The following is a 12,804-nucleotide window of genomic DNA, read 5'->3' as shown; positions in this document are numbered from 1 at the left end:
CAGGGGACGGATGCGGGCGCGGGCGCGCCCGTCGCTCAGGCGAAGGCGAGGTCGCAGGCCATGCCGTCACTGTGAGGGCGCAGCGTGGCGCCCATGCGTTCGGCCTGCACCTGCAGCCGCGCGTACTCCTCGGGGTGGCGATCCATGCGCACCACCCCGGTGCGGTTCTCGGCGTCGCGCTCGACGTAGCGCAGCGTCCAGGCCGCGAGCCGCCCAGCCTCGACGCGGGCCTGTACGATCATGCCCACCCACTCGTGGTGCACGTCGGCGGTGTGCGCCATGTGGAACGAGAAGTTGCCCAGGCCATAGAAGATCGGCCGGCCCAAGTAGGTCTCGATGGGCAGCATCGTGTGAGGGCCATGGCCGAACACCACGTCTGCGCCCGCATCGATGGCGGCGTGCGCGAACTCGCGCTGGTAGTCCAGCACGTCGCGCCGATAGCCCCAGTGCACGGAGGCGACCACGATGTCGGCCTGCGCGCGCAGCGCTGACACGTCGCGCGCGAATTGCGTCAGGGAATCGCGGTCGGCCCAGGTCACCACCTCGGGCGGCACGCCCGGACGCGTGCGCGCGGCCTGTTGCTGCAGCGCGGGCCGATAGGCCGTATGGCCCTTGATGACCGCCACGCCCGGCAGGCCGGGGCCTGCCTCGTGGTTGTCTGGCCAGTACACCGCCGTGCGCTGCAAAAAGCCGTAGCGCACGCCGTCGCGGTGGATGACCACGGGTGCATGCGCACGCTCGGCATCGGCGCCTGCGCCCACGTGCGCGATGCCCAGCGCGTCCAGCACCCGGTTGGTCTCCAGGATCGCCGCGCGTCCGATGTTCACGTTGTTGGCATTGCCCACCACGTGCAGATGCGCGTCGCGCAGCGCCCCGGCCAGGGCCGGGTCGACGTAGAAGCCACGCCGCTCCTCGGCCTGGGGCGGTGGCGTATGAAAGCAGCACTCCAGGTTGGCGAACACCACGTCCGCCGACGCGAGCAGGGGCTCGACGCTGACGAAGTTGCGCGAGGTGTCGGCCATCCCCTTGAAGTTGATGTCGCCCAGAAGAAACAGATGCTGGCTCATTTCGCGGCAGCGTCCTTCTCGACTTCCCAGTAGATCGCGTTGCTGAACAGCGTCGAGCTGTAGCCCTTGACGCTGGTGCGGTAGGCACCCGCGCTCAGGGTGTTGAACAGCGCCAGCACGGGCACGTCCTTGAGCATCATCACGTGCAGCTCGTCAAAGAGCTTCTGGCGCTCGGCCACGTCGTCGGTGGACATGGACTTCTCCAGGAGTGCCTGCGCCTCGGGGTTGTCCCACAGCTTGCGCGGCTGGGTGTCCTTGGGGCCCATGATCGCCTCGTAGCTCAACGAGGCGTCCGTGCGAGCCGAGTACGAGAATGACATCAGCTGGTAGTTGCCCTTTTGCCAGCGATCCTGTTGGGTGCCCCATTCCACCACTTCGATGTCGGTGTTGATGCCGGCCTGCTGAAGCATGGCCTGGGCGATCAGCGCGCCGTCGAAGTGCACCGGATTGCGCTTGTTGGTCGTGATGACGATGCGCTCACCCTTGTAGCCGGCCTCGGCCAGGAGCTTCTTGGCCAGCGCGAGGTCATGGGTGTAACCCTGCTTGTGGACGTCGGAATAGAAGGGCGAGGACACCGGCACGATGGACGGGTTCGGCTTGGCCTGGCCGTAGGTCACGCCTTCGACGAGTTGGTCGTAATCCAGCGCGGCGGCAATCGCCTGGCGCATCTTGACGTTGCTGAGCAGCTTGTCCTGGGTCTGGATCGGGAATGTCGTGGGCGCGAGCTGCGGGGCGACCGTCACGGCGATCTGCTTGTTGTCCTTGAATTCGGAGATTTCCGAGTACGGGAACTTGGAGATCACGTCGATGGCGCCGCTGGCCAGCGCGGCCTTGGCGGTGGACGGATCGGTGATGACGATGTAGCGCAGTTCGTCAACGAGCGGGCGCTTGGAGCCCACGTAGCCATCCGGCGTGTCGCTGCGGCTCACGTAGTCCGCGTTCTTCTCCAGGCTCACGAATTCGCGATGGCGCCATTCCTTGAACTTGAAAGGGCCGGTGCCGATAGGCCGGTTCCAGCTGCCGTCGGCATTGAGCGAATCGCGGTGCACGATGCCCGTGCCGCCGCAGTCGCCGCGCGCGAGCGAATCCAGGAACAGCGGGTCTGCCTGCTCCAGCGTGTAGACGACTGTGCGCTCGTCCGTGGCCTTGACCTCCAGCACCTTCGTGCGGATGCGGCCATCGAAGTCCGACAGGCAGCGCCAGCCCGTCTTTGGGTCGGTGAATCGACGCCAGCTCCAGAGCACGTCATCGGCCGTGAGCGTCTGACCATTGTGGAACTTGATGCCGTCGCGCAGCGTGAAGGTGTATTCGCGGCCATCCTCGGACACGGCGATCGACTCGGCCAGCAGAGGCTTGGCGCGGCCCTTGGCATCGTTGCCCACCAGCCCCTCGACGATGTGCAACATCACCGCATCGGTGCCGCCGTCGCGGTTCACGCCGGGATCCGTGCTGCGGATGTCGGCGTCGATATGGGCGCGCAGGACCGTGGGCTGGGCGGCCCACGCGCTGGCCGTGGCCAGGCTCAACAGCGAATAACTCAGCAAGGATGCAATTTTCACGGGGACACCTCGGCGTGGGGTTGGGTGGAGAGGGAAGAAGAGGGGGCGGGCGCGTCGTCAAAGCGCCAGCGCAGCGTCACGCCGCCTTCTGGGTTGGCGTCGAGCACAGGGATGGCAGAGAGCAGCTTGCGCGTGTAGGCGTGCTGGGGATGGTCGAACACGGTGTCGCGGGTGCCTTGCTCGACGATGGCGCCGTCCTGCATGACGACCACCCGGTCGGCGATCTGCTCGACCACGCTCAGGTCGTGCTGATGAACAGGCACGAGAACCCGTGGCGCTGCTGCAGCTCGGCAAAAAGCTCCAGCACCTGGGCGCGCACCGTCACGTCCAGGGCCGACACGGGCTCGTCGGCGATGACAAAGCGTGGCCTGCGCACGACTGCGCGAGCGATGGCCACGCGCTGGCGCTGCCCGCCCGACAACTGATGCGGATAGCGCTCGCCGAAACTGTCGTCCAGCCCGACTTCGGTCAGGATCTCGCGGGTGCGGGCGGCCTTCTGTGTGGCGGACATGCCGGGCACGAGGCGCAGGCCTTCGCCCACCAGTTCGCGCACCGTCAAGCGTGGGTTCAGCGACGAGTACGGGTCCTGGAACACCATCTGGCAGTTGAGCCGGTAATCGCGCCAGCTGGCCTCGCTGCGGTCGATCGGTTTGCCCTGGAACGTGATCTGTCCCGCCGTGGCGCCGAGCAGCCCCGCAATCGTGCGCCCGAGCGTGGTCTTGCCCGAACCCGAGCCGCCCACGACGGCCACGACCTCGCCGGGGTGTACCCGCAGATCGATGCCGTTCAACGCGCGCTTGCCAGCGGTCTTGCGAAACAGGCGGCGCCGACCGGGGTACTCCACCACCAGTTGGCGCACGTCCACCAGCGGCTCGGCCTGCACGACCGGGCGCGCCGGGCCGCGCCGAGGCATGGCCGCCAGGAGCTTGCGGGTATACGGCTCGCGCGGGTGCGTGAGGATGGTCTGGGTGGCGCCGGTCTCGACGACCTCGCCGTGACGCATCACGATCACGCGTTCGGTATAGCGCGCCACCATCGCCAGATCGTGGCTGATCAGCAGCACGGCGGTGTTGTGCTCGCGGGTGAGCGCCACCATGAGTTCCAGCACGTCGCGCTGCACGACGGCGTCCAGTGCCGTGGTGGGCTCGTCGGCCAGCAGCAGGGCAGGTTCGAGCAGCATCACGGCGGCGAGCATGATGCGCTGGCGCATGCCGCCCGAGAACTCGTGCGGCCACGCGTCCAGGGCGCCTTGCGGATCACGCAGGCCCACGCGTTCGAGCATGGCGAGGATCGCCTGACGACGCTCTGGCACGCGCAGGTTGGGCCGATGCAGCGCCAGGCCTTCGTCGAGCTGGCGTCCGATCTTCATCGACGGGTTCAGCGAGGTCATCGGCTCCTGAAAGACCATGCCGATGCGCGCGCCACGCAGCTTGCGCAATTCGGCGGGCGTGGCCTGGACAATGGACTTGCCTTCGAAACGGATGTCGCCTTGGCTGCGGACCAGCCCGGGGGGCGTCAGGCCCAGCAGGGCGCGCGCGGCCTGGGTCTTGCCGCTGCCGGATTCGCCCACGATGCCGACGATCTCGCCGGGGGCGACCGAGAACGACACGGACTTGACGATTTCACGGCCGCCGTCGCCCACGGTGAGGGTCAGGCCGTCGACCTCGACCAGGGCGTCGCCGCGCGGCACGCGCGGGAGAGTGCTAGAGGATGCGGTCATGTCAGTGGCTGCCTCGCATGCGGGGGTCGAGTCGATCACGGATCGCATCGCCAAAGAGGTTGATGCCCAAGAGCGTCAGCGAGATGCAGACACCCGGGAAGATGCTGAGATAGGCGGCCTGTTCCAGGAACGGACGCGAGGCGGCCAGCATGTTGCCCCAGGTGGGCGCCGGGGGCGGCACGCCCAGGCCTAGAAAGGACAGCGCGCTCTCGGACAGGATCACCCAGCCGAACATCGAGGTGGCGAGCACCGTCAGGGGCGCGATGCAGTTGGGCAGCACGTGACGCCACATGGTGTACAGCTCGGTGTTGCCGAGCACCCGGGACGATTCGATGAACTCGCGCTCGCGCAGGGACAGCACGGTGCCGCGCACGATGCGCGTGACCGACGGCGTGTAGGCCAGGCCCAGCGCGAGGATGATCCCGTACTTGTTGGCGCCCACGACTGCGAGCAGGCCCAGGGCGAGCAACAGCCCGGGAAACGCCAGCAAGGCATTGTTGAACGCCATGATGATGCGGTCCGTCCAGCCGCGCAGAAAGCCGGTGAGCACGCCCAGCACGGTGCCCGCCACCACGGCCAGGAACACCGTGAGCGTGCTGATCCACACGCTGCTGAGCGTGCCCGCCATGAGACGGCTCAGGACGTCGCGGCCGAATTCATCCGTGCCTAGGAGATAGGTGGCGCTGGGTGGCTTCAGGCGCGCGGCGAAGTTGATGCGCAGCGGATCGTGCGGGGTCCAGAACATGGCCGTCACGGCCACGATCAGGATGAACGCAATGATCAACCCGCCGATGATGGCGTTCAGAGGCAGACGCTGGCGTCTGCGCACGGGAGGGGCCGCTGGTGCGGGAACAGTCGTGGTGCTCATTCTGCAGTCACCCGAGGATCGAAGATGGGATAGAGAAGGTCGACGACGAGGTTGACCAGGACATAGATGACCGCCACGAAGAGCAGGCAGCCCTGGATGACCGGGTAGTCGCGTGCAAAGATGGAATCCACTAGCAGGCGTCCCAGGCCGGGGATGGTGAACACGGTTTCCACCACGGCGATGCCGCCGAGCAAGTTGCCCAGCACCAGTCCTATCAGCGTCCAGGTCGGGCCAAAGGAATTCTTGAAGACGTGGTGCATCAGCACGGCACGCTCGGTCAGACCCTTGGCACGGGCATGCGTCACGTAGTCCAGGCGCAGCACTTCCAGGGCACTGGCGCGCGCCATGCGCATCAGCACACCGATCTCGTGCAGGAACAGCGTCAGGATCGGCATGACCAGGTACAGCAGACCAAGCGTGGCGTCCTGCGAGATCGGCACGTAGCCCACCACGGGCAGCCACGCGAGCTTCACGCCAAAGAGCAGCAGCAGGAGCAGGCCGAGCCAGAACGTGGGGATGGACACGAGGAGCGTGGCAGTACCTACCAGCACCAGGTCCGTGGCGCGGTTCTGGCGCCAGGCCGCGATGATGCCGGCCGGAATGGCGACGAGACTGGCGAAGATCACCGCCGCGATCACCACCTGGCCGCTGACCAGGAAGCGTTCCCAGACCAGCGCCAGCACGCTTTGCCCGGTCGTGATCGAGCGGCCCATGTCGCCCTGGAGCAGGTTGCCGCCCCACAGCAGGAACTGCTCAAGCCACCCGCGATCCAGGCCCATGGTGCGACGCAGGTCTTCCAGCGCGGCGGGATCGGCCAGGTCGCCAAGCAACAGCTGCGCCGGATCGCCCGGGATCATGCGGATGAGCACGAACACGGTGATCGCGACGATGAGCAGCGTCGGTATGGCCATACCGATTCTTGTCAGTGCAAACCGAAACATGGAAAGAACAGCTCCTGCGGTGGACGCGGTGAGAGGTTGAGGCACGACAGCGCTTGCACTGTCAGCCAGATCCCACGGAAAGTAAAATTAAAAGAATTTGCGATAGCATCAAGGAAAACTTAATCTCCCCGCGTTTTGGGTGAATTGCCGTTGCTTGGATATAGGGAAAATACTGATGCGTCACACGGTCTATCGGGATGTCCAGCCATGAGCTCCATTCGCGTCTTTCGCACGTTCCTGGAGGTGGCTCGCACCGGCTCGTTTGCCGCCGCATCCGAGCGCGCCGCGCTCACGCCCGCTGCCGTCAGCCTGCAGATGAAGACCCTGGAGCAAGACCTGGGATACACGGTGTTCGACCGCGCCGGCAATGTCATCGCGCTGAATGCCCGGGGCCACGACCTGCTCGACAAGGCTCGCCAACTGGTGGCTTGCTACGAGAGCATGGTCAACAACCCTGCCAATGAAGGCGAGCCGGTGGGCTCCATCACTGTGGGCGCGATCGCCTCGTGCATGCCATTCTTGGCGGGCGCAGTGCTGGAGTTGCGCAAGGTGCACCCATGCCTGAAGATCAACCCGTCGATCAGCTACGCGGGCGATCTGTCCGAGCGGGTGCGGCAAGGCGAACTCGACGCGGCGGTGTCCGTGAAAAACGCGCACAAGTGTCCCGCCGGCGTGCAGTGGACGCCTTTGTTTCGCGAGCCACTTGTCTTGATCACGAGTGTGAGCGCGCGCAGTAATGACCTGCACAAGCTGATCCGCGAGAACCTGTTCTTTCGCATCACCCGGAGCACCCACACCGGGTCACTCGTTGAACGCTGCATGAAGCGCAATGGGCTGCAGATTGCGGAGTACCTCGAGCTCAACACGTTGCGAACCATCGTCGATATGGTCCAGCAGGACATTGGCGTGTCCGTCCTGCCGCTGTCGCGCAATGCCACGTGGCAGACCGATCGACGCGTACGTGTGATTCCACTGGAGGATTCGGAGGCTTTTCGCAGCATCGGGCTTTTTGAACGGGAGGACCGCAGCCATCTGACAAGTCACGTCAGGCGCAATCTGCTGCGACGGGTGAAACTTGGCGAAGGCTAGAAGACAAAGCTCCTCTGCTGAGCACGATACTTGCTCCGGTGGGATTCCCTCATCGATCCCCCGAAGGAGATCTCTATGCTGCTGTCTTCCAAAGTCAAGTCCCTGACCATCGCTGCCGCCCTCGTGGGCGTGTTCTCCGGTGCGGCGCATGCGCAATACGCCGGCCCCTCGAGCGGCGCCATGGCGCAGAGCGTGAAAGCCATCCTGGACAATCCGGTCGATGATCAGGCCGTGCGTCTGGAAGGCCATATCCTGCGCATGATCGGCAACGAGAAGTACACGTTCTCCGACGGCACGGGCGAGATCACGGCCGAGATCGACGACAGCGACATGCCCAAGGAGAAGATCGACGAGAAGACTCGCGTGGAAATCGTGGGCGAGGTCGACACGGGCCGCAATCGCGCCCCCGAGATCGATGTGGATACCGTGCGCATCGTGCGCTGATCGCGACGCGCGCTTCGACGCGCTGGCGAATGAATACGGCGGCCCGTGGGCCGCCGTATTCATGGCGCGGCGGGTTTCAGCTAGCCGACGGCAGCAGGGTTTCCGCTACCTGCTTGCCGACGCTCTCCAGGAGCGTGCCGGCTTCCTTGGCTTCGTCCAATCCCTCGGCGCAGGCCGCCACGATGATGGCCTGTGCGCCGCCGTCTTCGGGGCGGATCACCCCGGCATGACAGGCTTGTTCGTACTGCGTGCCGGTCTTGTGAATGAAGGGCGTGCCTTTGGGCAGGCCGGCCTGGACGCGGTAGTTGGTTTCCACACCCAGCTTCATGTACTCGAAGAGCTTGGCCTGGCTCTCGTCCGAGAGCAGATCGCCTTCGACGAGCTTCTCGAGCATGTCGCCGTAGGCCTGCAACTTGGCCATGTTCAAACCCTTCGCGTAATAGCGGGCGTAGGCTTCGTCCATCGTCTTCGCCTGCAAGGCGTCGCTGTCGATCTCGGCAATGCGGGAGAATGCCTGCACGCGGGCCGGACCGATGTTGGCACCGGCCACTTCCACGAGCTGCTCGTTCGTGAGGCGTGCGGCGTCGGGGTGCAGCTCACCGTAGATGTCGCGCCGGATTTGAGTGAAGGTGGTGAGCTCGTTCACGCCACGGCGGCCCATGTAATCGCGCGCGCGCCGATTGAGCGTGTCCTCGCCCAGCGTGCGGATCAGCACGTTGGCCGCGGTGTTGTCGCTCTGCATGAGCATGGCTTCGAGCATGTCGTCGATCGTGTGGGTCGAGCCGACTTCCTGCCAGACGACGTCGCCCGCGCCGTCGATCTTGTCGTTCGCTTCGAGCGTGATCTCCTGGTCCAGCGTAAGCTTGCCGTCGTCCACGGCCTCGAGCACGGCAATGGCGATCGGCACCTTTACGGTGGAGGAGAGATACCAGGGACGATCCGCGGCGTAGAGCATTTCCCTGCCATCGGCCAGATGCTTCACATAGACGCCAAGCGTGCCAGGTGACTTGGCGTCGAGCGCTTCGAGGCGCTCGACGAGCGTCTGTGGCCAGTCCGCCGCCGGGGCGTCGGAGGCATCGGCCGCGAGTGCCGCCGTGGGCGCGGCAAGACCCAGGCAGAGTGTGTAGAGCAGCGGGGAGAGTACTTTCATGATCGGCCTTGTTCCGTGAAATAACCCGATTCGCGCAGGGCTTCGCCCACGCCGCGCAGCGTGCGCTCGGCGCGGCCGAGCGACGCATCGCCGCGTGTGCAGGCCACGACCACGAGCGGTTGGCCCTGCGCCTGTTGCGAGAAGACGATGCCGCCGTCGCAGAAGCGGGCGCGTTGTGTGCCGGTCTTGTGCGCGAAGCGGGCGTTGGTCGGCAGCCCGGCCTTGATGCGGCGATCGCCCGTTCGCACGGTCTGCATGATGTCCAGGAGCACGGCGGTGCGTGTCGCATCCAGCACCTCGCCCTGAGCCACGTGAGCGAGGAGAGTGCCGAAGGCGTCGAGCCGCCCGGCGTTGGCGAGCGTGGCGTAGTAGCGGTCGTAGGCGTCATTGAGCGTCGTTGCCGCCTCTGGCGCCGGTTGCGCCCCGGTGATGCGCAGCAATTCGCGCACGCGATCGCCATCGGCGGGCTGCCGGCGGATGCGCAGAAAGTCGCTCCCTGCGAGCTCGCTGGCCGCGGGCGTGATCTCGCCATAGAGGCGGCGACGCACGTCCGCCAGCGTGGTGATCGGCTCAAGGCCGGAAGGCGCGTGCGCCTGGGCAAGCGCGTTGATCGTATCGAGCCCCACGCGCCGGATCAGCATGTCCGTTGCCGTGTTGTCGCTGTAGACGATCATTTGTTCCAACAAAAACCGCACGGTCACAGTCTGCCCCGGGCCACGCCGGTTTGTCTGGCCGGCGCCATCGACATAGTCGGTCGCGCGCACCGTCATCGGGTCGTCCAGCGTGAGTTCGCCGCGCTGCACGGCCTGAAGCACAGCCAGCGCGACCGGCACCTTCACCATCGAGGCGAGATACCAGTGCTCGTTGGCGCGGTGCGAGACCTGTTGACCGGTGGCAAGGTCCAGCACATAGACGCCGACCTCGCCCTGGGTGCGAGCATCCAGGGCTTCGAGCTCGGCCTGCAGGCGGGCGGGCCAGGCAGGCACGCTCGCCGCCGCGGGTGCCATCGATTCAGCAGGCGCGACCGTGGACGGCGGGGCCGAGCGCGGCGCGGGGGCGACGGTGCCGCGCAAGGTGGAGGTAGGCGCCTCGGCGGGAGCCGAGGGTACGGGGATAGGGGGAATGCTGTCGGCGGTGGGGGTGCTGGCTGCCACGCGGGGCGCCGTGCCGCTGGTAAGGGCAGTTTGCGCGGCCGTGACGGCCGGGAAGGCATCGGCACGCTGCTGGAGGGCGACGAGTGCTGGGTCTGTCGCGTCCATGCCGTCGGGCACGGCCCAGATCTCGATCGTGCCCAATTGAGGATGCGACACGCGCATCGGCACAGGCGCGGCGTCTGTCAGGGCGGGCTCATGGGCCTCCCAGCTCGACACCGGCACCGCCAGTGCCATCGACGTGCTCAAGGCACAGGCCAGGACAAGCGCACCCCGGCAAAACAAGGGAGGCGGCGCGAGCCGGCGTGGACGGTGGATGGGGGGCGGGGCGGCGTACGGCACAGAGAGGCCTCCAGCGGTTGAGCAACGGGCTGGCTAAAGCAAGTGCCGTTCCCTGGATGCCTCGCCGGCCCCGTGCGGGCCGCTGGCCGTCAGCGCACGAGCAGGCGCAAGGTCAAAAAGGAGAACACCGTGCAGGCCACCAGCGCGGTAATCAGTGGCCAGGCCGAGCCCTGCAGTTGCAGGCCCACGAGGGTGGCCACGACCGCCCCCACGCCCATCTGCAGACTGCCGGAAAGCCCGGCGGCGGCGCCTGCGATATCGGGCCGCACGCTCACGGCACCCGCGATGCAGCTGGGTAGCGTGAGCCCGTTGCCGATCGCCAGCAGGAGCATGGGCAGGAAGATGGCGAGCGGATGCAGGACGCCGGCCGCATACAGACCGGCCATCACGCAGGCCGCCGAGACCGCCACGATCAGGCCCAGGTGCATCATGCGCCTCGGCCCCAGGCGGGTGGCCAGGCGCCCGGAACCGTAATTGCCGAGCATGTACCCCAGCGTGACGAGCGCGAAGTACATGCCGTATTCGACCGGCGTCTTGCCCATGAGGTCGATCACCACGTAGGCGCCACCGCCCACGAACGCGAAGAAGGCCGCTGCCGTGCCGCTTGCGGTCAGCGCATAGCCCCAGAAGAGGCGGCTGCGCAACAGCGTGCCGTAGTCCTTCATGAGCGCCGTGGCGCTGGTCGTCTCGCCGATGCGAGGCGCGGTCTCGTGCAGATGGCGGTAGGTGGCCCACCAGGCGCCCACGCCAAAGAGCGTCAGGAAGACGAAGCCTGCACGCCAGTCGAAGGCCGCCTCCAGGACGCCGCCGATTGTGGGCGCCATCATGGGCGCCACGGCCGTGCCCATCGTGACGTAGCCGATCATGCTCGCGGCGCGGTCCCGATCATAGAGATCCCGGACGATGGCGCGACTCAACGCGATGCCCGCACAGCCGCCCAGGGCCTGGACGATGCGCCCGGCCACGAGCACGTCGATGTTCGAGGCAAGCATGCACAACAGCGAGCCCAGCACGAAGAGCGTGAGTCCGCCCAGCAGCACCGGCCGGCGACCGTAACGATCCGAGAGCGGCCCGATCACGAGCTGGCCCACAGCCACGGCGGCGATGTAGACCGACAGCGTGAACTGGATGGCGGCGTAGTCCACCTCGAAAGCGCGGGCCATGCCCGGCATCGATGGCAGGTACAGGTTGATGCCCAGCGGGCTCACCGCCGCCACAGTGATCAGCAGCAGTATGAAACTGCGCCGAGGGGACGTGGTGCCCGAGCCAGACGGCGGGGGAAAGGGCTCGGACGGACGGCGCGGCATGGAATGACCCGGCAAAGGGTCGATTCTAGGCCATGTGCGCCGGGCAGGTCAGTGGATGCATGGAGGCCGTCCAGGCCACGCTCATCGTGACGGCGCCCGCAGCTCCTTGCCGTCGGTGCGCCACTTCAGCCGCCGTACTTCCGGTTCCTTGCGCAGCAGCACCAGCAAACGTTGCAGACGCCGATGCCGGTCATCGCGCTCCGCGGCGAGCATCAACTCCATGGCATTGCATGTCCAGAACAGCAGATGGTGCAAGCGGCTGATCTCCATGACCAGCGCGCGCACCTCAGGGTGGCGATGACGCTCGTACGCCTGCCGAATGGCAGTTGCGAGCAGCGGCGCCGGCCAGGCATCGGTGCGCTGGTCCGTGAAGCCGGGCACCGGCGTGCCATGCAGCGCCACATACTGCTCCGACGTGGTCACGGCGAGATCCGCGCCGGGAGCCTGACGCCATTGCGTGCAGCCCCGCCACGGCCGGGGCTGCAGCCGTGGCGCCATGGTGGTCTGATAGCAGATTGCATGCGTCATGTCATACAGCCCCTGGAAGTGTGCGCAGGAGAAGCAGGGGGGCGTGGGCCGCCGGCCGGCATCATGGGACATCGCGATCCACCCGTGATGCACTGACGGCCCGCCAGACCATGCTGACTGGGGACCCGAGCGGCGTGCGCGCAAAGCGCAGACAGACGCGACCGGACTCGCCCGCGTCGACCTCAACCACATACTCGTCGTGCTGTGCCGTGGCGGCTTCTGGCAAGAGGCTTTCGGCCTCGCGCAGTGTCCCGGAAGGAATGCGAGGCAGCAGGTGGGCGTCTGACGTCATCACGCTAAATACTGTATAAACATACAGTATGATAACGCAGCTGGCGCGCGTTGCCTGTCAGGTTGGTAACGACAGGCCTGAACGGTGCGATACGATCACCCCGACAGGCTGCCCCGCCACATCCACACGCCATGAAAGCCACGTATTTCCAGGACACTGCCCTTCGTTACTTCTACGAGGTTGCGCGCACCGGCTCGCTCGCCAGCGCCTCGGCACGGCTGCACGTGGCGCCTTCGGCGATCAGCCGGCAGATCTCCGCGCTGGAGAAGGTGCTGGGCGTGCCGCTCTTCGAGCGCAGCGTCAAGGGCATGACGCTCAACGCCGCTGGCGAGGTGCTGGCCACGCA

General features: G+C 66.4%; 11 protein-coding genes and 2 pseudogenes. 3 read left to right on the top strand and 10 right to left on the bottom strand.

The annotated features are described in order from the left end of the window. Nucleotides 1-35: 35 nt before the first annotated feature. The 5 genes and pseudogenes from IMZ29_RS04340 to IMZ29_RS04320 all read right to left on the bottom strand — a co-directional run bounded on the left by IMZ29_RS04340 (nt 36) and on the right by IMZ29_RS04320 (nt 6,155). Nucleotides 36-1,067, bottom strand: coding sequence for a CapA family protein (locus tag IMZ29_RS04340; RefSeq protein ID WP_216180999.1), 1,032 nt, complete (start codon nt 1,065-1,067; stop codon nt 36-38). Continuing rightward, the gene (locus IMZ29_RS04335) at nt 1,064-2,626 is read right to left on the bottom strand and encodes an ABC transporter substrate-binding protein (RefSeq protein ID WP_216180996.1); all 1,563 of its coding nucleotides are present in this window, start codon (nt 2,624-2,626) and stop codon (nt 1,064-1,066) included. Before IMZ29_RS04335 ends, IMZ29_RS04340 begins: the two co-directional genes overlap by 4 nt. Beyond that, nucleotides 2,623-4,346: pseudogene (locus tag IMZ29_RS04330) on the bottom strand (ABC transporter ATP-binding protein). Before IMZ29_RS04330 ends, IMZ29_RS04335 begins: the two are co-directional and overlap by 4 nt. 1 nt (nt 4,347) lies before the next feature. Then, complete coding sequence (locus IMZ29_RS04325; RefSeq protein ID WP_371820114.1) at nt 4,348-5,091, bottom strand: ABC transporter permease; 744 nt, start codon at nt 5,089-5,091, stop codon at nt 4,348-4,350. 119 nt (nt 5,092-5,210) lie between these two features. Further along, nucleotides 5,211-6,155, bottom strand: coding sequence for an ABC transporter permease (locus IMZ29_RS04320; protein ID WP_216180990.1), 945 nt, complete (start codon nt 6,153-6,155; stop codon nt 5,211-5,213). A 207-nt stretch (nt 6,156-6,362) separates the two neighbouring features. On the opposite strand from IMZ29_RS04320, the gene IMZ29_RS04315 reads away from it, so the two are divergent. Further along, a complete protein-coding gene (locus tag IMZ29_RS04315; protein ID WP_216180988.1) occupies nt 6,363-7,244 on the top strand; it encodes a LysR substrate-binding domain-containing protein in 882 nt (293 codons plus the stop codon). Between the two features lie 75 nt (nt 7,245-7,319). Then, nucleotides 7,320-7,688, top strand: a complete 369-nt coding sequence (locus IMZ29_RS04310; RefSeq protein WP_253206806.1) for a NirD/YgiW/YdeI family stress tolerance protein — start codon at nt 7,320-7,322, stop codon at nt 7,686-7,688. A gap of 76 nt (nt 7,689-7,764) precedes the next feature. On the opposite strand, the gene IMZ29_RS04305 is transcribed toward IMZ29_RS04310, so the two are convergent. The 5 genes from IMZ29_RS04305 to IMZ29_RS04285 form a co-directional block, all read right to left on the bottom strand. Then, entirely contained in the window at nt 7,765-8,838 is a 1,074-nt protein-coding gene (locus tag IMZ29_RS04305; protein ID WP_216180985.1) for a serine hydrolase, read from the bottom strand. After that, nucleotides 8,835-10,238 (bottom strand): serine hydrolase, encoded by a 1,404-nt coding sequence (locus tag IMZ29_RS04300; RefSeq protein WP_216180983.1) that lies wholly within the window; start codon nt 10,236-10,238, stop codon nt 8,835-8,837. The genes IMZ29_RS04305 and IMZ29_RS04300 overlap by 4 nt, the downstream gene beginning before the upstream one ends. 182 nt (nt 10,239-10,420) lie before the next feature. Next, nucleotides 10,421-11,638: a multidrug effflux MFS transporter gene (locus IMZ29_RS04295; RefSeq protein ID WP_216180981.1), complete on the bottom strand. Its 1,218-nt coding sequence runs from the start codon at nt 11,636-11,638 to the stop codon at nt 10,421-10,423. An 81-nt stretch (nt 11,639-11,719) separates the two neighbouring features. Beyond that, nucleotides 11,720-12,166: a hypothetical protein gene (locus IMZ29_RS04290; RefSeq protein WP_216180979.1), complete on the bottom strand. Its 447-nt coding sequence runs from the start codon at nt 12,164-12,166 to the stop codon at nt 11,720-11,722. Nucleotides 12,167-12,227: 61 nt separating this feature from the next. Then, nucleotides 12,228-12,458, bottom strand: a complete 231-nt coding sequence (locus IMZ29_RS04285; RefSeq protein ID WP_216180977.1) for a hypothetical protein — start codon at nt 12,456-12,458, stop codon at nt 12,228-12,230. A gap of 131 nt (nt 12,459-12,589) precedes the next feature. On the opposite strand from IMZ29_RS04285, the pseudogene IMZ29_RS23205 reads away from it, so the two are divergent. Continuing rightward, nucleotides 12,590-12,730, top strand: a pseudogene (locus IMZ29_RS23205) (helix-turn-helix domain-containing protein); the annotation flags it as partial. Nucleotides 12,731-12,804 lie beyond the last annotated feature (74 nt).

It is taken from the genome of Verticiella alkaliphila (assembly GCF_018904615.1).
GTDB classification, from domain to species: domain Bacteria; phylum Pseudomonadota; class Gammaproteobacteria; order Burkholderiales; family Burkholderiaceae_B; genus Verticiella; species Verticiella alkaliphila.
The sequence above is the reverse complement of the archived record's forward strand: the minus strand, read 5'-3'. Positions and strand labels throughout refer to the sequence as shown.

Excerpts from the sequence above, each read along its gene's own strand:
- IMZ29_RS04320 (WP_216180990.1), bottom strand. The coding sequence starts at position 6,155 with ATGTTTCGGTTTGCACTGACAAGAATCGGTATGGCCATACCGACGCTG.
- IMZ29_RS04325 (WP_371820114.1), bottom strand. The coding sequence starts at position 5,091 with ATGTTCTGGACCCCGCACGATCCGCTGCGCATCAACTTCGCCGCGCGC.
- IMZ29_RS04315 (WP_216180988.1), top strand. The coding sequence starts at position 6,363 with ATGAGCTCCATTCGCGTCTTTCGCACGTTCCTGGAGGTGGCTCGCACC.
- IMZ29_RS04295 (WP_216180981.1), bottom strand. The coding sequence starts at position 11,638 with ATGCCGCGCCGTCCGTCCGAGCCCTTTCCCCCGCCGTCTGGCTCGGGC.
- IMZ29_RS04340 (WP_216180999.1), bottom strand. The coding sequence starts at position 1,067 with ATGAGCCAGCATCTGTTTCTTCTGGGCGACATCAACTTCAAGGGGATG.
- IMZ29_RS04310 (WP_253206806.1), top strand. The coding sequence starts at position 7,320 with ATGCTGCTGTCTTCCAAAGTCAAGTCCCTGACCATCGCTGCCGCCCTC.
- IMZ29_RS04285 (WP_216180977.1), bottom strand. The coding sequence starts at position 12,458 with ATGACGTCAGACGCCCACCTGCTGCCTCGCATTCCTTCCGGGACACTG.
- IMZ29_RS04305 (WP_216180985.1), bottom strand. The coding sequence starts at position 8,838 with ATGAAAGTACTCTCCCCGCTGCTCTACACACTCTGCCTGGGTCTTGCC.
- IMZ29_RS04290 (WP_216180979.1), bottom strand. The coding sequence starts at position 12,166 with ATGACGCATGCAATCTGCTATCAGACCACCATGGCGCCACGGCTGCAG.